The sequence below is a fragment of the Marinobacter sp. B-12 genome (genome assembly GCF_056857915.1).
Genome location: NZ_JBSXOB010000062.1, coordinates 102351 through 125642 on the forward strand (window position 1 = coordinate 102351; position 23292 = coordinate 125642).

Below are 23292 nucleotides of genomic sequence, written 5' to 3' on the forward strand. Positions count from 1 at the left end.
GACTCTGACTAATAAGGGGGAGCACAATGACTGATAAACAGGTTTATCCGGTAAGTCCGGACGTGGCCAAACGGGCCCTGCTAAACCGGGATCAGTACGAGAAAATGTACCAGCAGTCGGTGGATGACCCGGAAACCTTCTGGGCCGAACACGGCAAGCGACTGGACTGGATCAAGCCCTTCTCGAAGGTAAAAAACACCACTTACGACTACGACAACCTATCCATCAAATGGTTTGAAGACGGCCAACTGAACGCCGCCGCCAACTGCCTGGACCGTCACCTGGAGAAGCGCGGTGACCAGACGGCCATTATTTTCGAGGGCGACGACCCGGCTGATTCCCGCAACGTGACCTACCGCGAACTGTACGAAGAAACCTGTAAGTTCGCGAACGTCCTGAAAGACCAGGGCGTCAAGAAGGGCGATGTTGTTACGATCTATATGCCCATGATTGTTGAAACAGGTGTTGCCATGCTGGCCTGTGCCCGCATCGGCGCCATCCATTCCGTTGTCTTCGGCGGGTTTTCGCCGGAAGCACTGGGTGCCCGGATTGCTAACGGTAAATCCCGGTTCGTGGTAACGGCCGATGAAGGTGTCCGCGGTGGTCGCAAAATACCGCTCAAGAAAAATGTCGACGCCGCGCTGAGCAAAGAAGCCGGCGCCGACGTGGACAAGGTTATCGTGGTCAAACGCACCGGTGGCGATGTGCCCTGGAAAGACGGTCGCGATGTGAGTTACGAAGAGCTGATGAAGGGTGCGTCCACAGATTGCCCGGCAGAGCCCATGAACGCCGAAGACCCGCTGTTCATGCTTTACACCTCAGGTTCCACCGGCGCCCCGAAAGGCGTACTGCACACCACGGGCGGGTACATGGTGTACACCTCCATGACCCATGAGTACGTGTTTGATTACCATGATGGCGACGTCTATTGGTGTACTGCGGACTTCGGTTGGGTCACCGGTCACAGCTACATTCTGTACGGCCCGCTTGCCAACGGCGCTGTCACCGTTCTGTTTGAAGGTGTACCCAACTACCCGGACACGTCCCGCATGGGCCAGGTGGTGGACAAGCACAAGGTCAATATCCTGTACACCGCACCCACTGCCATCCGTGCTCTGATGGCCGAGGGCGAGTCGTGCATGAACGGCACCACCCGCGACAGTCTGCGCCTGCTGGGCTCGGTGGGTGAGCCAATTAACCCGGAAGCCTGGGAGTGGTACCACCGCGTGATCGGTAACAGCAAATGCCCGATTGTGGACACCTGGTGGCAGACCGAGACCGGTGGCATCCTGATATCGCCGCTGCCGGGCGCCATTGATCTGAAGCCTGGTTCCGCGACCGTGCCGTTCTTTGGCGTGAAGCCGGCGTTGGTGGACAACGATGGCAAGATCCTGGAAGGCAAGACCGAGGGTAACCTGGTGATACTGGACAGCTGGCCTGGCCAGATGCGCACCATCTTCGGCGACCATGAGCGCTTCAAGCAGACCTACTTCAGTACCTATAAAGGCATGTACTTTACTGGTGACGGAGCCCGTCGCGACGAGGACGGTTACTACTGGATTACCGGTCGTGTTGATGACGTTCTGAACGTCTCAGGACACCGCCTGGGTACGGCTGAAGTGGAAAGCGCACTGGTGGCACACGACAAGGTCGCCGAGGCGGCTGTGGTAGGCTACCCTCACGACATCAAGGGGCAAGGCATATACGTCTATGTCACCCTGGTTCACGGAGAGGAGCCGTCGGATGAGCTCAAGAAAGAGTTGGTCCAGTGGGTTCGCAAGGAAATCGGCCCCATTGCCTCTCCAGACGTGATTCAATGGGCACCTGGACTGCCCAAGACTCGTTCTGGCAAGATTATGCGTCGGATTTTGCGTAAAATTGCGTCGAACGAGCACGATCAGTTGGGCGATACCTCCACCCTGGCGGACCCGGGTGTGGTGGATGACCTGATCAGCGGTCGTGCGAACAAGTAAGGCCTGCTTGTTATCAGGCTGTGACCCTGTGAGGAATTTGTTGAATGACACAAACCATTATCGTCGCCGATGATCACCCGCTGTTTCGGGCAGCTCTGAAACAGGCGGTCAGTCAGGCGGTACCTGATGCCAAGACAGTGGAAGTGGACAGCATCAAGGCGCTGCAGGCGGCGGTAGAGTCGCATCCGGATGCGGATCTGGTGTTACTGGATCTGAACATGCCGGGCGCCCACGGCTTTTCGGGGCTCGTGTTTATGCGCGGGCAATATCCCGGCCTGCCGGTGGTGGTGGTGTCAGGATCGGAAGAAATGCAGGTGATGCGCCGTTCGATCGATTATGGGGCGTCGGGCTTCATTCCGAAGTCGGCGCCTCTGCCGACCATCACCGAGGCGATTCAGGCAGTCCTGGAAGGGGATGTCTGGTTGCCGGAGGGTGTGGCGGACAAGATCGAGCGAATGCATTCAGACATGACGGACTTCTCTGAAAAACTGGCATCACTGACGCCGCAGCAGTTCCGGGTGCTGGGTATGCTGGCCGAGGGGCTTTTGAACAAACAGATCGCTTATGATCTGGATGTCTCGGAGGCCACCATCAAGGCCCATATCACGGCGGTGTTCCGGAAGCTGGGGGTTCGTAACCGGACCCAGGCGGTGATTGCGATTCAGCAGATGGAGATAGATCCTTCGGATACGTCGTTGTCTGGTAGCTGATTGGCCTGAGAAGGTTCTATTGATTCAAAAAAAGCGGAAATCCCGTCTTGGGATTTCCGCTTTTTTGTTTGGGCGAGCGGGCTCACTTCTTACTGGCATACCCCAATTTCTTATCCACCAGATTGAACAGTTCCTCACCTTGGTGCCAGCGGTCCAGGTTCTCAAGGAACTGGTCCGTGAGAGCCCGTTTCCAGCCGATGAAGTCGCCAGACATGTGGGCGGTCATGATGACGTTTTCCATATCCCATAACGGGTGATCCGCCGGCAGGGGTTCTTCCTCGAACACATCCAGCGCCGCGCCGGCAATGTCGCCGTTGTTCAGGGCAGTAATCAGGTCGTCGGTCTTCACCACGGGCCCGCGACCGATGTTGATCAGGCGGGCGGACTTGCGCATGGATTTGAAGGCCTTTTCGTTAAACAGGCCTTCGGTCTGTGGTGTCAGAGGCGCGGCGATAACCACGAAATCCGCGAGGCCCAGTTGCTCGGTCAGGTCGTCATTGCCGTGAACGGCAACAAAATCCGGGTCGTCGTGGCGAGGTTTGCGGGCAATACCGTGGGGTTTCAGGCCGGCAGCCTTGCACAACCTGGCAATCTGGCCGCCGATGGAGCCGGCGCCGACGATCAGTACCTGTTTGCCTTCGGCTCTTTCAGTGTCCCGGTGTTGCCATTTGTGCTCAGCCTGCAGGCGCAGGGAGCGCGGAAAATCCTTGGCGAACATCAGAATCGTACACAGCACGTACTCGGCGATGGTGCGGTCGAAGATGCCCCGGGCGTTGGTCACGGTGACGTCGCCTTCAATGAGGTCCGGGAACATCAGGGCATCCACGCCCGCACTGGTGGCGTGAATCCACTGCAGTTTATCCGCCGACGGCCAGGCCGCGGCCAGGGCCTCGGTACGAAAGTCCGTCACCATCATTACGTCGGTACCAGGCAAGGTCTCCCGCAGAGTGGGCTCGTCAGAAGCAAAGCGAACCTCCGCACGGGCTCGCAGGGCATCCATGCCAGGAGGTTCTTTTTCACCGGGTGCTGTCAGAACGGTTACAACCGGTTTGTTGAGTTGGGTCATCTGTCCTCCGCCAATGCAGTTTGTTCGCGTCCGGCCGCGGGAATCGACAGTCCGGATGTCGAGTCTACAGTCTGGTATCTGAGCCTGAACTGGTCAACCTGAGCCAATATAAGATAAAGGTCGTAGCCCTTGTTGTAGCGGGTATTGCGGCGTTTCGTTCCGGCAGCCCAATCTTTCTGTTTTAGGTCTTGTACGGCCTCTGTTTACTGGCTAACCTGCAGGAGTAGCTACTATTTTGCCCCGCTTCCAGGAGGTGTTTATGGCAGAAGCCGCCAATCGAGAAACTGGCCAGGACAAACCGCGTAAAGTGAAATACCGGAAGAACAAGGCCAGTTGGAACCCGGCGATGCAGGCGGTTCCGGTGCCGGGCATTCGTCGCATGGTGAATATGGCGGCCACCATGAAGGATGTCATTCATCTTTCCATCGGTCAGCCGGATTTGCCAACTCCCAAGCATGTCATTGACGCTTATATTGATGCGCTCAATGCCGGACAGACGGGTTACACCATGGACGCGGGCCTGCCCGAGTTATTGGTTGCCCTGCGGGACTACTACGGCGCACGCTATGACCGCAAGCTGACCCGGGACAATATACTGATCACCAGTGGGGCGACCGAGGCGATGTACCTGGCGATTTCGGCGACGTCCGCACCAGGCCGGCAGTTCATCGTGACGGACCCGTCGTTCCTGCTTTACGCACCGCTGATCCGCATGAACGGTGGTGAGGTCAAGTTTGTGCCCACCCGGGCGGACAACGACCACCAGTTGGACCCGGACGAAGTGATCCGGGCCATGGGACCGCGCACGTTTGCGCTGATCCTGAACAACCCCAATAATCCGACCGGGGCCGTATATCCCCGCAGTACTGTCGAGACCATTCTGGAAGAATGCGCTTACCGGGGGATCCAGGTATACGCCGACGAGGTCTATGACCACCTCATCTTTGACGATGACGACTTCGCCAGCGTACTGAACTGCTCGATGGATCTGGATAACATCATGTGCATCAGCAGCTTCTCGAAAACCTACAGCATGGCAGGGTTGCGGGTAGGTTGGGTGATTGCAAGCCAGGCGGCGATCAAGTCGCTGCGGCGTTTTCACATGTTCACCACCTCTGTCGCCAATACGCCGTCCCAGTTTGCGGGGGTCGCGGCACTCACTGGAGACCAGCAATGCGTCAAGAACATGGTGGACATCTACCGTGAACGCCGCGACAAGGTGGTGGAGTTGGTTGACCAGACGCCTTACCTGACGGGGTACAAACCCGGTGGCGCCTTCTTTGCGTTCCCGGACCTGCCGCCCCACGTGGACGGCTCCGATCTGGCGTTGCGAATGCTCAAGGAAACCGGTGTTTGTCTGGTGCCGGGAGATGCCTTCGGCGAAGGGTGCACGAACGCCGTTCGGATCAGTTTCTCGACCACGTGCGAGAAGCTTGATGAAGCCTTCGACCGGATCATCCCCTGGATGGCCAAGCAGCAGTTCTGACCGTCATGTCGGCTCTGGACTCGGTGCTTGTGCAATGCCCCTACTGTTGGGAGACGCTGGATATCAGCGTCGACCCTTCAGTGGAAGATCAGGAGTACGTGGAGGATTGCCAGGTGTGCTGTCAGCCCATCCTGGTCCACGTGGTCCTCGACGAGAACCTGACCCCCTCCGTGACTGTCCGGGCCGAGAACGAATAGCCCCCGCCAACCTCGGCGACGTCAATACCCTTCCTGAACGATCATTAACCCGCCCGGCTTGCCCGGGCAGCCACCTTGGCTCAGGATAGGAATATCTGCAAAGGAGAGTCTTTCGATGGTCAACGCATCAATCCGCCTGTTTTCGGCGGTTATTCTGTTATCCATGTTTGTGCTAGGTGGCTGTGCCAGCCTGTCACCCTATTCGATTTCCGAAGCGACATTGGAACGCCACTTTCAGGACACCGTCAGTGACTTTGATCGCCGACAGCTGCAAAGCGGTTCGCCACTCAGCCTGAGCCTGAGCAATGCGGATATTACCCTTGGCCCTGATGGTCGGGACGTGGCGGTCATTGACCTGAGAGGGCAGGTGGCCCTGAATGCGCTGATGGCGAAGCTGCCAGTCGATATTGCTCTGAAAGTGGAGGGAGCTCCTGTCTACGACAGCGAGGAGAAAGCCATCTACATTCGGCGGCTGCAACTGTTGGAAAGCAGCATCGATTCGTCGTTTTTCAAAGGGGATCTCAAGCCGGTCACGGATAATGTCATGCGGGTGGTTGCCCAGATGCTGGAAACCATGCCGGTGTACCGGCTGGATGAAACGGACTTCACCCAGCGCATGTTCGGCATGGTGCCCATGGACGTGAGAGTCGCGCCCGGACGGCTCGAATTTGTTATGGCCGAGTAAGCGATTCCAGGCGCTCGCGCACGGCGGCGCCAATTTCCTGAGTGCCCCTGGATTTGCCGGCGTTCTCGGCCAGGTCGGCGGCCACCGCATCAAATAACTCCCGCCCGGCAGTCGCCACCGCCGGGTCTTTCCGCCCCAGCCATTCCAGCATGCGTGCCGTGGTGAACAACATGGCTGTGGGGTCGGCCAGGCCCTGGCCGGCAATATCCGGCGCGCTGCCGTGGGTTGGCTCGAACATCGAAGGCATGCCGTTTTCGTCCGGGTTCAGGTTGCAGGAGGGCGCCACGCCCATACCGCCGGACAGCACCGCAGCCAGGTCGGTCAGGATGTCGCCCTGCAGGTTACTGGCCACCACCACATCGAACGCCCAGGGCGCCTGCACGAACTTCATGCAAGCGGCGTCCACCAATTCATGGTGGGTAGCCACATCCGGATACTGTTTCGCCATTTCCTCGAAGGCTTCGGTGTACATATCGCCCCAATAGCGCAGAGCGTTGCGTTTGGTCACGATGCACACCTGGCTTTCGCAGGTTTTACCGTCCAGAGTGCGGAACTGTCGGGTACGGCCCTCCTCGGCACGAGCGGCGGCCCGCAGGCGGGCCTGCTCGAAGCCGTAGCGGATAATCCGATCGGTTGCCCGGCGGGTGAATACTTCCATCTGGGTGGCCACCTCGTCCGGCGCACCCTTGCGGAGTCGCCCGCCCTGGCTAACGTACTCGCCTTCGCTGTTTTCGCGAATCACCAGCATGTCGATGTCCTTGGCGCGCTCATCCGCCAGATATTGACGGGCACCGGGAAGCAGCCTGGCGGGCCGTTCGCAGACCCACTGATCAAATCCCTTGCGCATGTCCAGCAGGGGTGCCAGGGAGATACTGTCTGGCAGCAGGTAACGGTCGGGGTCGTCGACCGGTCCGGGGTCGCCCAGAGCGCCCAGGAGAATGGCGTCATAGGATTTCAATTGGTCCAGAGCATCAGCCGGCATGGATTCGCCGTTTTCTTCGTGCCAGGCATGGGACGGCCAGGGAAAGCGTGTCCACTCCATCGGCAAATCGTGTCGTTTGCGCAGGGTTTCCAGGCAGTGTACCGCCTCGGCAACCACTTCGGGACCGATGCCATCACCGGGCGTCACGGCAATTCGGGTTTTCTGGGCCATTCCGGATACTCCTTCCTGTTGCTGTGATCGTAGCGTCAGTTGTGTGATTCAGTGTAGTCATGTGCCATGGGGATTCCACACGATTTAACACCTCTGCAGTTTTACCAGTTAAGGATTGGTGGTTATAGTGCAGTCATACTATTGATAGCTTTAATCTTGGATGACTTGGCCTGGGAGTTGTCGTGAATAAGCCTGCCGTTCTATTTGACGAATCTCATTGCGAGCAGTGCGCCTGTGGTGAGGGCCTGGACTTTGCCTTGACCTTCGCATTTCAGCCAATTGTCGATGTCACGAACGAAAGTGTTTATGCCTACGAAGCTCTGGTTCGGGGGCTAGGTGGGGAAGGCGCCCACAGCGTGCTTTCAAAGGTCAATGGAAAGAACCGCTATTCCTTTGACCAGATCTGCCGTGTGAAAGCGGTAAAGCTGGCAGCGCGCCTGGGCATGAAAACGAGGCTCAGCATCAATTTCATGCCCAATGCTGTCTATAATCCCGAGTATTGCATCAGGACCACGTTGGCCGCTGCGAAAACCTACAAATTCGATACCCGAAAAATCATATTTGAACTGATTGAAACGGAGGATCTGTCTTCCCTTGATCATCTGGTGGGTATCATCAATACCTATCAGGAAATGGGGTTTCACACCGCTCTGGACGATTTCGGTGCCGGTTATTCGCGCTATAATATCCTGATGGCCAGTCCGCCGAATCTGCTCAAACTTGATATGGCCCTGGTCCGGGATGTTCACAAAGAGCCAAATAAGCAGGCGGTTGTTGCCGGCATCATCACAATGATGGATCAGCTCGGTGGGCGTATTGTGGCCGAAGGCGTCGAAACGAAAGAAGAATATTTCTGGCTCCGATCACAGGGCATTACGCTGTTTCAGGGGTATCTCTTTGCCAAACCTGGATTCGAATGCCTTCCGGAGCCTTACTTTCCCTGCTAGACAAAATTCAGAGGATGTACTTTGTTCTATCGCCTGATTACCGTCGTTGGCGGATTGTTGTTTGTCATCATCCTGTTCGCCCTGATCTGGTTCTTCTGCAAACAGTTCCTGCTTCGCCATGGCGTCAAGGAGCAGGTGTCTGATCGCGCCACGGTGTTGGCTACCTGGACATTTGCAGGTGTCAGTGTGGGGCTGGTGTTTGCGGTGTTGGGGGCCTTTGTTCTTGGCCCCTGGGCGTTCTATCGCACGTTGCGAGGGCACGACACTGAGGTGTCGGATGGGGCCGCGATCTGGTGGGGGTTCGGGATTGTTGTCGCGTCACTGGGCATTACCGCCGCCGGATTTCTTGGTTTCCTGAAGCTGGTGGGTGCCTACTGACGGCGCCCTTCACGCAATGCTGGCCAACTGCTCCCGGAACCAGATAAGCGCCGGTTCCCGTTCGTAGGCCTTATGCCAGTATAGGTGTACATCAATACCAGGCAGATCTGCGGGTGTGGTCAGAATATCGATGTCAGCCCGTTCCGCGATGATCCGTGCGTAGTTTTCCGGCATAGTCAGCAACAGGTCGGTTCCCTCAGCCACCCTGCAGGCGGCGTAGTAATGCTGGCACCTCAGGCGTATGTTTCGCTGCACTCCGAACCGCGACAGCTCAAAGTCCTCAATGCCGGGGCCCTCCGAGCGGGAAGAAACCAGTACATGCCTGGCTTCGAGATACTTGTCCAAGGTCAGGCCGCCGCTGGTGAGCGGGTGGCCCTTTCTCGCCAGCACCACCAGCCTGTCGTGTCGCAATAGTTCATGGCCCGTCTGATTGCTGACCGGCAACAGCACATCCACCGCAAAATCCAACTTGCCCGCTACTAGCTGGGTTTCCATATCCCGCCGGGGCACCCGCTGGCTGATGATCTCCAGCTCGGGGTAGCTTTCCAGCCGGCCCATCAGTTTGGGCAGGAACGTCGACTCGAGGATATCCCGCAAGGCCAGCGAGTAGGTTTTGCGCTGATTGGCCGGGTCGAAGGCGTGGAACTGGTTCACCGCACTTTGAATCTGGGTCAGCCCCGGGCGCATGGACTCCAGGAAACGACGGGCCAGCGGAGTGGGCACCATCTGGTTGCCCTGACGACTGAACAACGGGTCATCAAAATGCTCCCGCAGACGTGACAGGGAATGGCTGACCGCCGGCTGGGTGAGGTGGAGGGCCCGAGCGGCACGGGTCAGACTGCCCTCCCGGTAGATGGTGTCGAATACATGCAGCAGGTTCAGGTCCAGTCGATTCAGTGCCATGAGCATCTCCACTTCGCGAATAAGTCAGTCTTATGATAAATGATAAGAATTATTCAGTCGTGTAATAGTGAATAGAAAACTAGACTGGCTCCATATCGGTCAAACCAAGAGGACATGGCAATGGATTTCAGTATTTCCGAGAAGGGCCAGGACTATCTCAAGCGCGTCAAAACCTTCATGCAGGAAGAGATTTTTCCCATTGAAGAGCAGTACCACAAGGAACTGATGGCGCAGGAAAACCGCTGGGTGGTGTTGCCCGTCATCAAGGAGCTGAAAGCAAAGGCCAAAGCCCAGGGCCTGTGGAACATGTTCTTTCCGGATGAGAAATACGGGTGTGGCCTGCTCAACTCCGACTATGCCTTGATTGCTGAAGAAACCGGCCGTAGCTTTATCGCCCCGGAAATCTTCAACTGCAATGCGCCGGACACTGGCAACATGGAAGTGCTGATCCATTACGGCTCCGAAGAACAGAAAGCCGAGTGGCTGCCCCGTCTGCAAAGCGGTGAAGTACGCTCCGCTTTTTGTATGACCGAGCCGGGAGTGGCGTCTTCAGACGCCACTAATATGGAAGCGACGGCCACTGTGGATGGCGAGGAGGTTGTTCTCAATGGTCGCAAATGGTGGAGCACTGGCGTCGGCCACCCGGATTGCAAGGTTGCCATCTTCATGGGACTGACCGACCCGGACGCCCACAAGCACCGCCGTCATTCCATGGTGTTGGTGCCGCTGGATACCCCAGGGGTCAAAATCGAGCGAATGCTGCCGGTGTTTGGCGCCTATGATGAGCCCTACGGTCACGGTGTGGTGTCTTTTGATAACGTGCGCCTGCCCAAGACTGCATTTATTGCGGGCCCCGGTCGTGGCTTCGAGATTGCCCAGGGCCGTCTTGGGCCTGGGCGCGTTCACCACTGTATGCGTGCCATCGGTGCGGCGGAGCGTACTCTGGAACTGATGATCAAAAGGGCGACCAGTCGTGAGGCGTTTGGTCGGCCAATCGCTAAACTGGGCGGTAATCCGGATGTCATTGCCAATGCCCGTATGGCGATTGAGCAGGCGCGCCTGCTGACACTGAAGTGCGCCTGGGCACTGGATACCAAGGGCATCTCTGGAGCCTTGCAGGAAGTCTCCATGATTAAGGCGGTGATTCCGAAGATGCTTCAGCAGATTGTGGACGATACGATTCAGATTCACGGTGGTGCCGGTGTCAGCGACGACGATTTCCCGCTGACTCAGCTGTTCGCCTATGCTCGGGTTTTGCGCCTGGCTGATGGCCCGGATGAGGTTCACCGGGCGATGGTGGCTCGTCTGGAGCTGGCTAAATACCGGAACTGAAGCTTGGGTGCCTGGGGACGAAGGGAGGCTGTTTCAGAAACGCGCTCCTTCGGTACATCCATGTGACGCTTGGACTCCGCCATCCATGGCTTCGTACAGTTTCTGAAACAGCCTCCCTCCGTCCCCTACTAACCGGGGAGTCGGCATGTCGGGCCAAGGGAGAGTAACGTGACCATTTTTGTGGAGAGAGGATCGGTTAACTCATATGCCCGGGAGCCGGCGATGGGGAGGCCCTTCTGAAACCCTGCGGAGCCATGGATGGCGGAGCGGAGCGTACAGGGACGTATTCACAGCGTGTTTCAGAAGGGCCTCCCCATGGACGGCTCTTGCACCCATATTTAAAACACGAGAAACCAGCGGAAGACAACGATGACACAGCGAGTATTTATTACCGGCGGGGCCAGCGGCCTGGGCCGGGCGATTGCGTTAAGGTATGCGAAAAAGGGCGCGAAAGTCTGTATCGGCGATATTAATCCCGAGCAGGGCATTGCCGTTGAGCAGGAAATCAATAACGCCGGTGGCGAAGGTTACTTTGTTGAGTGCGATGTACGCCGGCTGACCGACCTGGAGAAGATCTGCGAAGAACTCACTGGAAAGTGGGGCGGGGTGGATATTGTGGTGAATAACGCCGGTGTCGCCTCCGCGGGCTCCATCGAAGACACCACCATGGCCGACTGGGAATGGATCATGGACATCAACGTGCTGGGGGTCGTTCGTGGCTGCAAGGCCTTTACCCCGCAGTTCAAGAAACAGGGCTCCGGTGCGTTCGTGAACATCGCCTCCATGGCCGGGCTGATGCTCGCGCCGTTGATGAACAGCTACAATGTCTCCAAGGCCGGTGTCATCGCGCTTTCCGAAACCCTGAGCCAGGAGCTGAGAGACTCCGGTATTCATGTCAGTTGCGTATGCCCGGCGTTTTTTCAGACCAATCTGACGAGCAGCATGCGGTCTGATATTCCTGGCATTCAGCAGAACGTCAATAAACTGATGAAGCGCTCCACCATCACCGCCGAAAACGTGGCCGAGGATATTGTCCGCTCGGTGGAGAAGAAGGATTTCTGGGTGCTGCCCCACGCCAAAGAGCGCCGTATGTGGGTTCTAAAGCGCCACGCGCCCAAGGCGTTCGACTGGTTGATGCATCAGGAAAGCAAACGTTGGATGAAGAAAATGGGTGGCAAGGCCTAGTATCAGTCTACTGCGAGATAAGGAAGTAAGGCGGCAGGTCTCTTCAGAACCGTCCGGAGCCATGGATGGCGGAGGACGAGCGTACAGGGACGTATTTACAGCGTGTTCTGAAGAGACCTGCCGCCTTGCTGACTGGCGATATTGACCGCCATCGTTTAAACAGAGGAGAGCCGAATGACCCAGATCGACCAGGCTGTTGATATCCGCGAAGGTGAAGAGCTGGATGTTGCGGCCGTTGACCGCTTCATGAAGCAGGCCATCCCGGACCTGGAAGGCCAGCCGCAGATCAGACAGTACCCCGGTGGTGCATCCAATCTGACGTACCAGGTGGACTATGGCGATCGTTCCTACGTGTTGAGACGCCCGCCGTTTGGCCATATTGCCAAGTCTGCCCACGACATGCTGAGGGAAGCCAAGGTGATGCGGGCTCTCAAGCCCGAATTCCCGTATGTTCCGAACATCGTCGCCATCTGCGACGACCACGACATTCTGGGCTGCGATTTTTACGTCATGGAGCGCCTGAAAGGTATCATCCTGCGCCAGGATTTCCCCAAAGACTTTGAACTCAGCGAGGTGGATACCCGCAAGCTGTGCCTGAACGTCATCGACAAGCTGGTGGACCTGCACAATGTCGATGCCAAGGCTACCGGCCTGGACAAGCTGGGCAAGGGTGCCGGTTATGTGCAGCGCCAGATCGGTGGCTGGAGTGACCGCTTCCGCAAGGCGAAGACGGATGACGTGGGTGACTTTGAAACGGTGATGGGCTGGCTGAACGACAAGATGCCGGACGACGTTGCCCAGGTGGTCATCCACAACGACTACCGCTTCGACAATGTGGTGCTCAATCAGGACAACCCGTTCGAAGTGATTGGTGTTCTGGACTGGGAAATGGCGACCATCGGCGATCCGCTGATGGATCTGGGCAACAGCCTGGCCTATTGGATCGAGGCCGATGACGAAGGCCCGTTCCAGATGCTGCGGCGTCAGCCGACCCATCAGCCGGGCATGCTGACCCGCAAGGAAGTGGTCGTTTACTACGCGGAGAAATCCGGCCGTAAGATCGACAACTTCGACTTCTACGAAATCTATGGCCTGTTCCGGCTGGCGGTCATTGTTCAGCAGATTTATTACCGCTATTACCATGGACAGACCAAGGACAAACGCTTTGCCGCCTTTGGCCATGCCGCCAACTATCTGGAAAAACGCTGTCAGCGACTGATCGAAGCGAGTGACCTGTAATGGCGACCATCTATCTGATTCGCCATGGGCAGGCCAGTTTCGGCAAGGAGAACTACGACCAACTCTCGCCCCGTGGCTGGGAGCAGGGGCGTGTCCTTGGCCGGTGGCTTGCGGGCAAAGTGACGCCCAACGCCGTGTTTGGCGGCAACATGGAGCGCCATCGGGAAACGGTAGAGGCGATCGCCAGTGGTTACGGTGATGCACTGCCAGACATGCAGGCGGTGGATGGCTTCAACGAGTTTGACCATACCCAGGTGGTGAAGCGTTTGCGCCCCGAGTGGCAGGACCGCGAACGCATGGCGCGGGATCTGGCGGCCTTCCCCAAGCCGGCAAGGGCTTTCCAGCAGGTGTTCGAGGAAGCCATGCAACGCTGGGTCAGTGGCGGACACGATCACGAGTACACCGAAAGCTGGGAAGCGTTCCGTCAGCGGGTGATTACGTCGCTGGAGCAACTGATTGAGTATGCCGACGGTGGCGAGACCCTGGTGTCCACTTCGGGCGGCCCGATTGCGGTGATCGCTCAGCATCTGCTGGAACTGAGTGATCGCAAGGCCCTGGATATGAATTCCGTGATTGCCAATACCAGTGTTACCCGGGTTCTGCATTCCGGAGCCCGGCGCAGCCTGGCGGTATTTAACAATTACAGTCACCTGGAAGCGGAAGATCCCTCCCTGGTGACCTTCCGATAAGGAACTGAGGTGAAGAATGAGTAAGCAAGACCTGTTTGATCTGAGCGGAAAAGTGGCCCTGATCACCGGTGCCAGCCGTGGTATCGGCGAGAGCATCGCCCGCACCCTGGCGAATTACGGCGCCCACGTGATTGTCAGCAGCCGCAAGATTGACGGTTGCGAAGCGGTCGCCGGTAGCATCCGCGAAGCCGGGGGCAGCGCCGAAGCCTACGCCTGCCACATTGGCGAAATGGTTCAGATTGAAGACATCTGGCAGCACATCGAATCGAAACACGGCAAACTGGATATTCTGGTGAACAATGCCGCAGCCAACCCCTATTTCGGCCCCATCGAAGACACGGATCTGGGCGCCTACCATAAGACCGTGGATGTGAACATTCGTGGCTACTTCTTCATGTGCGCTCGCGGCGCACAGATCATGAAGAAGAATGGTGGTGGGTCCATTATCAACGTGGCCTCTGTCAATGGCGTCAACCCTGGCCATTTCCAGGGTATATATTCCGTCACCAAGGCAGCGGTGATATCCATGACCAAGTCCTTCGCGATGGAACTGGGGCAGCAAAAAGTCAGGGTGAATGCCCTGTTGCCAGGACTGACGGATACCAAATTTGCCAGTGCACTGACCAGCAACGAGGCCATCAAGAAACAAGCCATGGCCCACATCCCGATGAAACGGGTGGCAGACCCGGACGAAATGGCCGGTACCGTCCTTTACCTGGCGTCAGGTGCTTCAAGCTATACTACCGGCACCTGTATTAACGTGGACGGCGGCTATCTGACGATCTGACGTCAACTGTTCCGGTTTTCGGTATCCTCGCCAACACAGGCGAGGGTATCGAAGTCTCCCCGCATGCTTTCTGCCTGTTCCAGCAGGTGGTCAAGGTGGCGCTGATCAGCCTGCTGTAGTAAATCGGCCATCAAGCCCGCCATGGCTGTCCGGCTGTCCGACATCATTCGCTGGTATCTTTTCCCCCGGACTTCTTCATAGTTGTTCATCAGGTAACGGACCTGCTCCGAAAAGCCGTCACTGTTTCGTGTTTCCAGAGCATCGATTAACGCCTGTTGCCAATTCCGACGTCCCTCCAACCAGATTTTTGTCTGTTGGCCACGGCCTTCCGACCAGGCGTTGACCGTGTCACGCTGTCGCTCGTTGAGGGCACCCAGCCAACGTTCAACCCGCTCCATGGTACGCTTGGCTCGGGCTTCCCTGGTTTGTTCTGGGTCGTCCGCCAGGAACTCGTCCTCCAGTTCTTTTTGGCTCTTCTCCATATTGCTGGCCAACTGTTGAACCTGTTCGTCGCTGAGGCTTGATAACAGACGTGTGGTTGCCGGCCTTGCGCGTTCCATGAGGGGTGGAAAAAAGGAGAGCAGCTGTTCCTGGTGGTGGGTGACGGTGGATTGACTCAGGTCGCCAGAGCGAACATCGCTTTTTAGCTCGGCAAGCCACTCGGAATAGCGTGGCAATTCAGTGGCGCAGTGCCATTGGCGGAGGTCATGGATGTCCTGCTCAAGCCGGGATTCCTGTTCGGCGGTCATGGGTATGTAGTCGTCCACCCACCAGACGATGCCCCAGTCTGCATAGCGATACGCCATCTTGGTGGAGCTGCAGCCGCCCAGTAGTAGGAGGCCGAGCAGCGCAATGGAAACAATCCGATTCATGACCGGTCCTTGGGAAAAGCGGGTAACCTGATCCAAAAGCGATGAATTACGTATGAAACGTCAGAATCAGGTTGAAGCGTTGATTCTTTGCATCTTTGGAAAAACGTGCCCCGGTTGAACCGGGGCTTTTTTATGGGTATGTGTCAGCGGGGTGATCAATTCTCCCGCGCTTCGATGTTGCCCTCTTCGTCGGAGATGACAATCTCTACACGGCGATTCTGCTGCCTTCCGCCTGAGGTGTCATTGCTGGCAACGGGGAACTGCTCACCGAACCCTTGTGTCTCTACGCGGCTTCTGCTGACGCCCATATCGACCAGAGTATCGTGAACGGCTTGCGCACGACGCTCAGACAGGCCCTGATTGTAGGAGGCCTCGCCTGTGCTGTCGGTGTAGCCTTCCACCCGCACACGCCGATTTTCATACTCGGCCATGAACTCGGCCAGTCGTCTAACAGTCGCCTCGCCGGAGGCCTTTAATTCGGCCCGGTTCAGATCGAAAAGTACATCTCCGAGGGTTAATACCATTCCCCGGTCGGTTTGCTCTGCCTGCATGGCTTCCATTTGCAGGCGAAGCTCTTTGGCTTCCCGCCGGGCCTGTGCGGCTTCGTCAGCGCGCATCTGCAATTGCAGTTCCTTGCGACGCCCTTCCGCGGAATCAATCTGCTCCTGCAGCTTCGCGCGCTCTCCCTGCTCGCCGGCTACTTGTGCATGGCGGTTGGCAAGATAAGCCGCGTGCTCAATCTCGGCAATGTCTGCACCGTCCGCGAGCAGGGTTTCAGCGCGGGACAATTGCTCGCTTGCGCTCCTCAACTGGCGATCGCCACTGCGGACCACGTTCGGGTCGTTGCGGATTTCTTCATAGGCAGCCCGTGCTTCATCGACTTTTGCGTTATCCTGGGGTGTGCTGGCGCACCCTGCCACGAGGACAGAAAAGCTCACAGCCATACCCAAAGTCATGTTGCGCTTGTTCATAACCATCTCCCGTTTCCGATGAGGTCTTTACTGGCTTTCGTCGATTCGCTTTCGAAGAGACTCAATATTGCGATTGACCTCATCAACCGCTTGTCTTGCCTTCGCGGTTTCCGAACGAGCTCCGGCCAGTTGCGCATCCACAGCTGCCTTTTCAAGCAGGCGGCTTGCTTGCAGGTATTGTTCCCGATTGATCATTTCCTCTGCATCCGCAACCCGGTTCTGAGCCTGGTTCAAGAGGACCGGTTCAAATTCCCTGGCATCGGACGATACCGCCTGCTGAATGGCAGACTCGGCGGACTGAAGTTCTCTATCTGGCCGCTCAACCGAACTGGCGCAGCCTCCGGTAATGACAGCGATGCTGATTACACCTGCAGCACCTAACATCGAAGTATGCTTGCTCATGCACAATCTCCTTCCAGTGAGGAACGGGGGCCATATGCCCCGTCCAGACTCTTGTTGGTACTTGTCTGGGGCGCCGCCCCTGAAGGCCTGCGCCGAAAAATAATACCCACTACTGATACGAACAAGATTAGCAGCGGGATCTGATTCCGGCATGAAGGTATGGAAATAAACTTTGTGGGGGGAGGCGTTGCCACAATACATATGTTAACGGATGCGCCACACAACGATGCGATTGCGGGGGGCGGGCGCCGGGCTGGAAAATGACAGAACGGTAACCACCGAAACCGGGCAGCAACCGTTTATCGGTATGGTTCAGCGTATTTTAGTGCCGCTGGATTGGGCTCTGGAAAGCGTGGTTCCCGTTGGCGGACGGTAATGAAGGGAATAGATAATTCGGTCCAGCACCGCCTGGCCATTCCAGGCCGGATCGTTGTTGACCATTCCGACAATGGCCCAGGTGGTGTCGGTGTCGTCTCGGGTGAAGCCTGCAATAGAGCGCACGTTCTCAAGGTAACCTGTCTTGATGCGACCTTTGCCGTCCAGGCCGGAATTCCGCAGCCGTCTGGCCATAGTGCCATCCATCGCAATCAGCGGCATGGAGGCCATCAGATCCGAAGCGAAAGGGCTGTTCCAGGCGTGCTGCAAAATCTGCGCACCCTGGCGTGCGGTAATACGGCCGTCACGTGTCAGCCCGGCGCCGTTTTCAATCACCAGGCCGGCGGTATTAACGCCTTTTTCCTGAAGCCATTCATGAACCACGCGAACACCAGTCACACGGTCGTCTTCTTCCTCTTCCAGGCGATTCTCTGCACCAATAGTCAGTAGCAACTGGCGGGCCATAACATTGCTGCTCCACTTGTTGATGTCCCGAACCATCGTAACCAGATCCGGAGACGTGGTCCTAAGCAACAGTCGGGCGTCGTCAGGTGTTTTGGCCAGCAGGCTCTTGCCATTGATGTCGATGCCCATATCTGACAGCAGCGAACGTATCATGGATGCTGTGTACTGTTCGTGGGGCAGAAGCGACAGGTAGGCTGTCGTGCGGCAGCCCTGCGGTAACTCGCCTGACACCCGCACGGTGACCCGGTGATCCTCGTGGAAAACCGGCTCCCAGGTAAAATGACGGCGAGCGGGGCAGGGGGCTTCCGCAGTAGCGATCACCCGATTGTCGATCACCACGTCGTTCAGTGAAGGTGCACTCCATGCCTGGGTACCGCGCTCGTCCGCACGTACCTGGAAATGCACCAGGTTGAGATTGCTCAGGTAAGGCGACGGTTGCACCAGGAAGGGCGCATGGGGATTGTCGCCGTTATCGTCAAACGTTGGCTGCCCGTTGGACAGCCGGAAAACGTCGCCGTCCAGCACCAGGTTGCCGTTGATGGCACTGATTCCCATGCCGCGTAATTCGTTCAGGGTGCTCCAAAGGCGCTCAATGGTCAGCTTGGGATCGCCGCCCATGTCAACATAGAAATTGCCGTTGAGGGTATCGCCAACAAGCTCGCCATCGGTGTAGAAGCTGGTGTCCCAGTGATAGGTCGGCCCCAGGATTTCCAGTGCAGCATAGGTGGTGACCAGCTTCATGATAGAGCCGGGGCTCATCAAGGCATCCGCATTGATGTATTGCTCAATGCCCGGCCCATTCATAGGGATGGCGGCCAAGCTCAGCGCCTGTTCGTCGTTCAGGGACTCGGTGGCGTAATCCCGCACCTGGTTGCTCCAGGTTTTCGTGGTGCTACCAGCCTCGGTTGCCTCCGCGGAGAATACACTGGCAGACCCAACTGACAGGGCCGCAGCCATGGTGGAAATCACCATGCCACGGGCCACTCGACCATGCTGGCGAATAATTCCATAACGGGACGTGTTCGGGTGGCGTCGTGCCTTCAGCAACATGGTGTGGCGCTCATTGATTCCAGGTGCATTAACAATAGCCCATATTCGAAGCGTGTACTATGTGGAAAGGCTCTACATGACGTTAAAAAATGCCAGTAGGGGCGTTGTTTATATTGCGTTTTTGTTAACGGATGTAAGCGTCCATGCTAATCAACTGGTTAGCATTTGTACAACCTCTTGATTAGTATGATGGAAACAGAAAATGGAGTGGGTATGGATCGCGAACTGACTCGACGGCGTTTTCTGGCTGCCATGGCCGCGGCAGGTCTTTCATGTCGAATTCCTGCGCTGATGGCGGCTCCAATGGGGAATGCGATCATGAATCCCATCCCTTCCTCCGGCGAACGGTTGCCAGCCGTTGGCATGGGTACCTGGCGTACCTTCAATGTCGGTGGTGACCAGTACTTGACGGATCAGCGTACCGAGGTACTGAAAACCTTTTTCGATCTCGGTGGCACCCTGGTGGATTGCTCACCCATGTACGGCTCGGCGGCAGAGGTGATGGGCGAGGCGCTGGACACCCTCAACGCCCGTGACAAACCGTTTTCTGCCACCAAGATCTGGACCGGAGACGGCGATGCAACCCGACAACAGGACCGGGAATCCCGCAGGAAGTGGGGCATTGAGCGGTTTGACCTGCAGCAGGTCCATAACCTGGTGGCCTGGCAGCAACACCTGGCAACGCTGCAGCAGATGAAAGCCGATGGCGACGTTCGCTATATCGGCATCACCACCTCCCATGGCCGCAGGCACGGGGATTTTGCACGCATCATGGAGACGGAACCGCTGGACTTTGTGCAGCTGACCTACAACCTGCTGGACAGGGAGGCGGAAGGCCGACTGCTGCCTTTGGCGAGGGAACGCGGGATCGCCGTGATTGTGAACCGGCCTTTCCAGGGCGGGCGACTGTTCCGACGCTTTCAGTCCAAAGCACTGCCTCCCTGGGCCGGTGAGGTGGGCTGTCGCAACTGGGCGGAGTTTTTCCTGAAGTACATCCTTTCCCATCCGGCGGTTACCTGTGCCATTCCGGCCACCACCAGCGTTGAGCATATGAAGGAGAACATGGGCGCCCTATACGGTGTTTTGCCGGATGAGAAACAACGTCGCCGAATGGCGGCCTATGTCGCAGGGCTGTGATGGAGACCAACTGGCTCAGCTATTCCCTGTCGGATTTCCTGATGTTCGGGCCGGAGGTGTTTCTTCGGCTCTTTGTTCGCATCAACCAGGACACCTGGCCATGGCAGGGTGCTGCGGTGGTGATGGTGATTGCGATTGGCGCCCTACTGGTACGTGGGGACGCTATGGCTAGGCGCGGTGCACTGCTGCTGGTAGCCGCGGCATGGCTATGGAGCGGGGCTGGCTTCCTGATGCATTACTATGGGCCGATCAATCTGCCGGCCATCTGGTTCGGCTGGGCCTTTGTCCTGCAGGGCGCATTACTGACGGTGGCGTCCCTGTTCTGGCCCTGGAGCGCGGCACCGAACCGGCCGATATGGTCTCGCAGGCTGATGGGCATTGGCTGGGTCGCGTTGATGGGGTTGTCGCCTCTCATCGCCGTCGCTCAAACCGGCAATGGCCACGCCGCGGCGCTGTTCGCTGTTACGCCGGACGTTACGGCGTTGGGCACGGTGCCCTGCATGCTGCTGTTTCCCCGCCGGGTGCGGTGGCTGTTTCTACTACTACCACTGATATGGTCACTGTTCAGCGTGGGCACCCTTTGGACATTGGGCACCTGGGTGCTGGCGGTCATTCCGGGTACCACGCTGGTATTGGCGGCAATGGCCTGCTTCGTCAGTCCCAGGCAGGCGCGAAATCCGGATTAGCGATTCGCTCATCACGGTCGAGGCCGTCAATCTCCGCAATTTCATCCTCGCTGAGCGTTATGTTCAGCGCGTCCAGGTTGGACTTCTGGTGCTTGGGCCGGGTTGACGACGGAATCGGTATCACCCCTCTCGACGCAACCCAGGCAATGGCAATCTGCGCAGCAGACGCATTGTGTTCGCGGCCAATGCGGGCCAGGGTTTCATCGTCCATTACCTTGCCTACGGCCAGCGGCATGTAACCGGTTACGGTAATGCCCAGCTTCTGGGCATGCTCCACCACCTTGCGGTTGGCCAGAAACGGGTGCACTTCCACCTGGTTGGTGAAAATTGCCGTGTCAGCCAGTATTTCCTTTGCCTTGTCCATTTGCGCGCAGGTGAAGTTGGACAGCCCGATGTGGGTGGTTAGCCCTTCGCGTTGCGCGTCGCGCAGCGCACCCAGGTATTCCTCCATGGGGATGGCGTCGCCCGGCGATGGCCAATGAATCAGCGTGAGGTCGACATGGTCGGTCTTCAGGCGCGACAGGCTGTCGTGCAGGCTGTTGATCAGGTCGCTGTGCTGGAGCTGGTCGTGCCACACCTTTGTCGTCAGGAAAACTTCCCGTCGTGGAATACCGCTTGAGGTAATGCCATCGCCCACTTCAGCCTCATTCCCGTACATCTGGGCGGTATCGATATGCCGGTAGCCAAGGGAAAGGGCACTCTTCACGGCGTCTCGTGCATCGTTGCCCTTCAGGCGGAATGTGCCCATACCGATGTTCGGAAGTGTGCTGAATGCCATAGTGTCCTCCTTCGTGAACGCTGTGACTTATATGTGGTGGCCGTCTGCTGGTTCTTCAAGTGGCGGGTGGTTATCATACCGGCCTTCGGAACACGCAAGCGAAACCATGGTTGAGGTCACGTTATGCTGACAGGGCAATGCCTGTGCGGCGATATAAAACTTGAATACGACGGTCCGCTGGGGCCGATTGCCCTATGCCACTGCAGCCAGTGCCGCCGGGCCCACGGAAGCGCATTTTCCGCCAGTGCGCCGATCCAGAAAATCCGCACCCGTTTTACGGCGGGTGAGGGCCTGATCCGTGAATACGAGTCCCGGCCGGGAAAGTATCGCGGGTTCTGCCCCAGATGCGGTAGCCAGCTTTACAGCCGCGTGGACGCCATCCCCGGTATTCTGCGCCTGCGGGTGGGTGTGATCAATGAGCCTCTGGAAAAGGGGCCGGCGTCACACGTTTATGTGGGTTCCAAGTCGGACTGGTTCACCATCACCGACAATACCCCGCAGTTCGAGAAAACCGAGAGAACCAACGATCCTCACTGACGCTTCGTTGATCTCGTCGTCGGATTAGTCTGCCGGTACTATTCTGCCGACACTATCCGGTAGACCTTGCCGTTGTCTGCGTCCGTCAACAGCCACAATGCACCGTCGGGCCCCATTCGCACATCGCGGATGCGTTCACCCAGGTCTTCCAGAAGGTCCTCTTCTTCCCTGACCGTGCCGTTCTCAATGCTCAGGCGCACCAGCTTCTGCATTTTCAGGGCACCTACAAACAGATCTCCCCGCCACTTTGGGAACTCATCACCGGTATAGAATGCCATGCCTGAGGGGGCAATGGACGGGTCCCAATAGTGCAGCGGGTCTGTCACGCCCTTCATGGTGGTTTCGCTGGTAATGGGCACCCCGGAGTAGTCGATGCCATAGGTGACGTCTGGCCAGCCGTAGTTGTTGCCCGCACGGAGGATGTTGATCTCGTCGCCACCCCTGGGGCCGTGCTCATGGCTCCAGATGTCGCCTGTTTGCGGGTGAATGGTCATACCCTGGATGTTGCGGTTGCCGTAGGTGAAGAAGGTGTCATTCACCGTTGGGTCGTCGACAAACGGATTGCCCGGTGCAGGGTCGCCGTCAACGGTCAGGCGGTGAACGCCGCCGGCATCGTCGTCGGTGGTCTGGGCACGATCCATTTCACCCCGGTCGCCCACCGCGACGTACAGATTGCCATCGCGATCAAATTCCATGCGGCCGGCGAAATGACGGCTGGTGTTGCCTCGTGGGAGGGCCTCGAAAATCACTTCGACGTCTGACAGCCGGTCGCCGTCTAACGTTGCACGAGCCACTCTGGTCGTCAGGCCCTCGCGGCTGATTTTGTGGGCGTAACTCAGGAACAGGGTGCGGTTGTTTTCGAAGTTTGGATGCAGGATCACATCCAGCAGGCCACCCTGGCCGGAAACCACCAGTTCGGGGACACCGGCAATCGGCTTGTCCTGCAATTCACCATTCTTGATTCGGCGTAGCCGGCCCTCGCGCTCGGTCACCAGCTGTGAGCCGTCAGGGAGAAAGGCAAGGCTCCAGGGATGTTCAAGGCCTTCCGCGACCATATCCAGTCGAAATTCGGCTTTGTCTGAGGTGAACGTTTTACCGAAGGCTGGCCCGGCTGCTGTCAGTCCGGCCAACACCAGTAGAGTCACCATGTTGCCGAGTCGGTTCATAAAATGCTCTCCCTCTGCCAGATTATTCCTGTATCGATAAAGTCTAGCAGTTGATACGAACGGAATGGCCGCCAGTATCAGGCGATGACATTACGACTGGGATGTTACCAAAACGTTAATGAG

At 57.5% G+C, this 23292-nt stretch carries 24 protein-coding genes; 15 read left to right on the forward strand and 9 right to left on the reverse strand.

Going from position 1 to position 23292, the window contains the following annotated elements:
* The first annotated feature begins 26 nt into the window (after nucleotides 1-26).
* Complete coding sequence (gene acs, locus AC13D2_RS16705; RefSeq protein WP_292050093.1) at nucleotides 27-1973, forward strand: acetate--CoA ligase; 1947 nt, start codon at nucleotides 27-29, stop codon at nucleotides 1971-1973.
* Nucleotides 1974-2017: 44 nt separating this feature from the next.
* The gene (locus AC13D2_RS16710; protein ID WP_007152036.1) at nucleotides 2018-2683 is read left to right on the forward strand and encodes a LuxR C-terminal-related transcriptional regulator; all 666 of its coding nucleotides are present in this window, start codon (nucleotides 2018-2020) and stop codon (nucleotides 2681-2683) included.
* Between the two features lie 82 nt (nucleotides 2684-2765).
* Here the strand turns inward: AC13D2_RS16710 and AC13D2_RS16715 are convergent, their stop codons facing one another.
* Nucleotides 2766-3749 carry a D-2-hydroxyacid dehydrogenase gene (locus tag AC13D2_RS16715; protein WP_420390737.1) on the reverse strand — a complete coding sequence of 328 codons (984 nt, stop codon included), beginning with the start codon at nucleotides 3747-3749 and terminating at the stop codon, nucleotides 2766-2768.
* 259 nt (nucleotides 3750-4008) lie between these two features.
* Between AC13D2_RS16715 and AC13D2_RS16720 the strand changes: the two genes are divergently transcribed.
* The 3 genes from AC13D2_RS16720 to AC13D2_RS16730 all read left to right on the forward strand — a co-directional run bounded on the left by AC13D2_RS16720 (nucleotide 4009) and on the right by AC13D2_RS16730 (nucleotide 6117).
* Nucleotides 4009-5235, forward strand: a complete 1227-nt coding sequence (locus tag AC13D2_RS16720; protein WP_420390738.1) for a pyridoxal phosphate-dependent aminotransferase — start codon at nucleotides 4009-4011, stop codon at nucleotides 5233-5235.
* A gap of 5 nt (nucleotides 5236-5240) precedes the next feature.
* The gene (locus AC13D2_RS16725) at nucleotides 5241-5432 is read left to right on the forward strand and encodes a CPXCG motif-containing cysteine-rich protein (protein WP_420390739.1); all 192 of its coding nucleotides are present in this window, start codon (nucleotides 5241-5243) and stop codon (nucleotides 5430-5432) included.
* Between the two features lie 115 nt (nucleotides 5433-5547).
* Nucleotides 5548-6117, forward strand: a complete 570-nt coding sequence (locus tag AC13D2_RS16730) for a YceB family lipoprotein (protein WP_292050088.1) — start codon at nucleotides 5548-5550, stop codon at nucleotides 6115-6117.
* Here AC13D2_RS16730 and AC13D2_RS16735 read toward each other — a convergent pair.
* The gene (locus AC13D2_RS16735; RefSeq protein ID WP_007152031.1) at nucleotides 6104-7270 is read right to left on the reverse strand and encodes an isocitrate/isopropylmalate dehydrogenase family protein; all 1167 of its coding nucleotides are present in this window, start codon (nucleotides 7268-7270) and stop codon (nucleotides 6104-6106) included. The two genes, AC13D2_RS16730 and AC13D2_RS16735, sit on opposite strands and share 14 nt — an antisense overlap.
* A gap of 182 nt (nucleotides 7271-7452) precedes the next feature.
* Here AC13D2_RS16735 and AC13D2_RS16740 point away from each other — a divergent pair, with 182 nt between their 5' ends.
* Nucleotides 7453-8217 (forward strand): EAL domain-containing protein, encoded by a 765-nt coding sequence (locus AC13D2_RS16740; protein WP_292050086.1) that lies wholly within the window; start codon nucleotides 7453-7455, stop codon nucleotides 8215-8217.
* 21 nt (nucleotides 8218-8238) lie between these two features.
* Nucleotides 8239-8595, forward strand: a complete 357-nt coding sequence (locus tag AC13D2_RS16745) for a hypothetical protein (RefSeq protein WP_421910368.1) — start codon at nucleotides 8239-8241, stop codon at nucleotides 8593-8595.
* A 9-nt stretch (nucleotides 8596-8604) separates the two neighbouring features.
* On the opposite strand, the gene AC13D2_RS16750 is transcribed toward AC13D2_RS16745, so the two are convergent.
* On the reverse strand, nucleotides 8605-9498 hold the full coding sequence (locus tag AC13D2_RS16750) for a LysR family transcriptional regulator (protein ID WP_482938932.1): 894 nt from the start codon (nucleotides 9496-9498) through the stop codon (nucleotides 8605-8607).
* A 120-nt stretch (nucleotides 9499-9618) separates the two neighbouring features.
* Between AC13D2_RS16750 and AC13D2_RS16755 the strand changes: the two genes are divergently transcribed.
* The 5 genes from AC13D2_RS16755 to AC13D2_RS16775 all read left to right on the forward strand — a co-directional run bounded on the left by AC13D2_RS16755 (nucleotide 9619) and on the right by AC13D2_RS16775 (nucleotide 14730).
* Nucleotides 9619-10830, forward strand: a complete 1212-nt coding sequence (locus tag AC13D2_RS16755; protein ID WP_300493159.1) for an acyl-CoA dehydrogenase family protein — start codon at nucleotides 9619-9621, stop codon at nucleotides 10828-10830.
* A gap of 369 nt (nucleotides 10831-11199) precedes the next feature.
* A complete protein-coding gene (locus AC13D2_RS16760; protein WP_300493156.1) occupies nucleotides 11200-12015 on the forward strand; it encodes an SDR family oxidoreductase in 816 nt (271 codons plus the stop codon).
* A 174-nt stretch (nucleotides 12016-12189) separates the two neighbouring features.
* A complete protein-coding gene (locus AC13D2_RS16765) occupies nucleotides 12190-13254 on the forward strand; it encodes a phosphotransferase family protein (RefSeq protein WP_300493153.1) in 1065 nt (354 codons plus the stop codon).
* Entirely contained in the window at nucleotides 13254-13943 is a 690-nt protein-coding gene (locus AC13D2_RS16770; protein ID WP_300493150.1) for a histidine phosphatase family protein, read from the forward strand. Before AC13D2_RS16765 ends, AC13D2_RS16770 begins: the two co-directional genes overlap by 1 nt.
* 16 nt (nucleotides 13944-13959) lie before the next feature.
* Nucleotides 13960-14730, forward strand: a complete 771-nt coding sequence (locus tag AC13D2_RS16775) for an SDR family oxidoreductase (RefSeq protein ID WP_300493147.1) — start codon at nucleotides 13960-13962, stop codon at nucleotides 14728-14730.
* Nucleotides 14731-14732: 2 nt separating this feature from the next.
* Here the strand turns inward: AC13D2_RS16775 and AC13D2_RS16780 are convergent, their stop codons facing one another.
* The 4 genes from AC13D2_RS16780 to dacB all read right to left on the reverse strand — a co-directional run bounded on the left by AC13D2_RS16780 (nucleotide 14733) and on the right by dacB (nucleotide 18865).
* Complete coding sequence (locus tag AC13D2_RS16780; RefSeq protein ID WP_300493145.1) at nucleotides 14733-15602, reverse strand: DUF6279 family lipoprotein; 870 nt, start codon at nucleotides 15600-15602, stop codon at nucleotides 14733-14735.
* Nucleotides 15603-15757: 155 nt separating this feature from the next.
* Nucleotides 15758-16573, reverse strand: coding sequence for an OmpA family protein (locus tag AC13D2_RS16785; RefSeq protein ID WP_300493143.1), 816 nt, complete (start codon nucleotides 16571-16573; stop codon nucleotides 15758-15760).
* Nucleotides 16574-16600: 27 nt separating this feature from the next.
* On the reverse strand, nucleotides 16601-16975 hold the full coding sequence (locus AC13D2_RS16790; protein ID WP_300493141.1) for a DUF4398 domain-containing protein: 375 nt from the start codon (nucleotides 16973-16975) through the stop codon (nucleotides 16601-16603).
* Nucleotides 16976-17287: 312 nt separating this feature from the next.
* The gene (dacB, locus tag AC13D2_RS16795; protein WP_292048245.1) at nucleotides 17288-18865 is read right to left on the reverse strand and encodes a D-alanyl-D-alanine carboxypeptidase/D-alanyl-D-alanine endopeptidase; all 1578 of its coding nucleotides are present in this window, start codon (nucleotides 18863-18865) and stop codon (nucleotides 17288-17290) included.
* Nucleotides 18866-19078: 213 nt separating this feature from the next.
* On the opposite strand from dacB, the gene AC13D2_RS16800 reads away from it, so the two are divergent.
* Both AC13D2_RS16800 and AC13D2_RS16805 read left to right on the forward strand, forming a co-directional pair.
* Nucleotides 19079-20002: an aldo/keto reductase gene (locus AC13D2_RS16800; protein WP_300493138.1), complete on the forward strand. Its 924-nt coding sequence runs from the start codon at nucleotides 19079-19081 to the stop codon at nucleotides 20000-20002.
* Nucleotides 20002-20688, forward strand: coding sequence for a DUF6064 family protein (locus tag AC13D2_RS16805; RefSeq protein WP_292048247.1), 687 nt, complete (start codon nucleotides 20002-20004; stop codon nucleotides 20686-20688). The genes AC13D2_RS16800 and AC13D2_RS16805 overlap by 1 nt, the downstream gene beginning before the upstream one ends.
* On the opposite strand, the gene dkgB is transcribed toward AC13D2_RS16805, so the two are convergent.
* Nucleotides 20657-21466 (reverse strand): 2,5-didehydrogluconate reductase DkgB, encoded by an 810-nt coding sequence (gene dkgB / locus AC13D2_RS16810; protein WP_292048249.1) that lies wholly within the window; start codon nucleotides 21464-21466, stop codon nucleotides 20657-20659. The two genes, AC13D2_RS16805 and dkgB, sit on opposite strands and share 32 nt — an antisense overlap.
* A 123-nt stretch (nucleotides 21467-21589) precedes the next feature.
* Between dkgB and AC13D2_RS16815 the strand changes: the two genes are divergently transcribed.
* Nucleotides 21590-22003, forward strand: a complete 414-nt coding sequence (locus AC13D2_RS16815) for a GFA family protein (protein WP_292048251.1) — start codon at nucleotides 21590-21592, stop codon at nucleotides 22001-22003.
* 38 nt (nucleotides 22004-22041) lie between these two features.
* Here AC13D2_RS16815 and AC13D2_RS16820 read toward each other — a convergent pair whose 3' ends face one another.
* Nucleotides 22042-23169, reverse strand: coding sequence for a PQQ-dependent sugar dehydrogenase (locus tag AC13D2_RS16820; protein ID WP_421910374.1), 1128 nt, complete (start codon nucleotides 23167-23169; stop codon nucleotides 22042-22044).
* Between the last annotated feature and the right edge of the window lie 123 nt (nucleotides 23170-23292).

Coding starts and splice junctions, on each gene's coding strand:
- acs (WP_292050093.1), top strand. CDS start 27: ATGACTGATAAACAGGTTTATCCGGTAAGTCCGGACGTGGCCAAACGG.
- AC13D2_RS16710 (WP_007152036.1), top strand. CDS start 2,018: ATGACACAAACCATTATCGTCGCCGATGATCACCCGCTGTTTCGGGCA.
- AC13D2_RS16715 (WP_420390737.1), bottom strand. CDS start 3,749: ATGACCCAACTCAACAAACCGGTTGTAACCGTTCTGACAGCACCCGGT.
- AC13D2_RS16720 (WP_420390738.1), top strand. CDS start 4,009: ATGGCAGAAGCCGCCAATCGAGAAACTGGCCAGGACAAACCGCGTAAA.
- AC13D2_RS16725 (WP_420390739.1), top strand. CDS start 5,241: ATGTCGGCTCTGGACTCGGTGCTTGTGCAATGCCCCTACTGTTGGGAG.
- AC13D2_RS16730 (WP_292050088.1), top strand. CDS start 5,548: ATGGTCAACGCATCAATCCGCCTGTTTTCGGCGGTTATTCTGTTATCC.
- AC13D2_RS16735 (WP_007152031.1), bottom strand. CDS start 7,270: ATGGCCCAGAAAACCCGAATTGCCGTGACGCCCGGTGATGGCATCGGT.
- AC13D2_RS16750 (WP_482938932.1), bottom strand. CDS start 9,498: ATGGCACTGAATCGACTGGACCTGAACCTGCTGCATGTATTCGACACC.
- AC13D2_RS16755 (WP_300493159.1), top strand. CDS start 9,619: ATGGATTTCAGTATTTCCGAGAAGGGCCAGGACTATCTCAAGCGCGTC.
- AC13D2_RS16760 (WP_300493156.1), top strand. CDS start 11,200: ATGACACAGCGAGTATTTATTACCGGCGGGGCCAGCGGCCTGGGCCGG.
- AC13D2_RS16765 (WP_300493153.1), top strand. CDS start 12,190: ATGACCCAGATCGACCAGGCTGTTGATATCCGCGAAGGTGAAGAGCTG.
- AC13D2_RS16770 (WP_300493150.1), top strand. CDS start 13,254: ATGGCGACCATCTATCTGATTCGCCATGGGCAGGCCAGTTTCGGCAAG.
- AC13D2_RS16775 (WP_300493147.1), top strand. CDS start 13,960: ATGAGTAAGCAAGACCTGTTTGATCTGAGCGGAAAAGTGGCCCTGATC.
- AC13D2_RS16780 (WP_300493145.1), bottom strand. CDS start 15,602: ATGAATCGGATTGTTTCCATTGCGCTGCTCGGCCTCCTACTACTGGGC.
- AC13D2_RS16785 (WP_300493143.1), bottom strand. CDS start 16,573: ATGAACAAGCGCAACATGACTTTGGGTATGGCTGTGAGCTTTTCTGTC.
- AC13D2_RS16790 (WP_300493141.1), bottom strand. CDS start 16,975: ATGAGCAAGCATACTTCGATGTTAGGTGCTGCAGGTGTAATCAGCATC.
- dacB (WP_292048245.1), bottom strand. CDS start 18,865: ATGTTGCTGAAGGCACGACGCCACCCGAACACGTCCCGTTATGGAATT.
- AC13D2_RS16800 (WP_300493138.1), top strand. CDS start 19,079: ATGGATCGCGAACTGACTCGACGGCGTTTTCTGGCTGCCATGGCCGCG.
- AC13D2_RS16805 (WP_292048247.1), top strand. CDS start 20,002: ATGGAGACCAACTGGCTCAGCTATTCCCTGTCGGATTTCCTGATGTTC.
- dkgB (WP_292048249.1), bottom strand. CDS start 21,466: ATGGCATTCAGCACACTTCCGAACATCGGTATGGGCACATTCCGCCTG.
- AC13D2_RS16815 (WP_292048251.1), top strand. CDS start 21,590: ATGCTGACAGGGCAATGCCTGTGCGGCGATATAAAACTTGAATACGAC.
- AC13D2_RS16820 (WP_421910374.1), bottom strand. CDS start 23,169: ATGAACCGACTCGGCAACATGGTGACTCTACTGGTGTTGGCCGGACTG.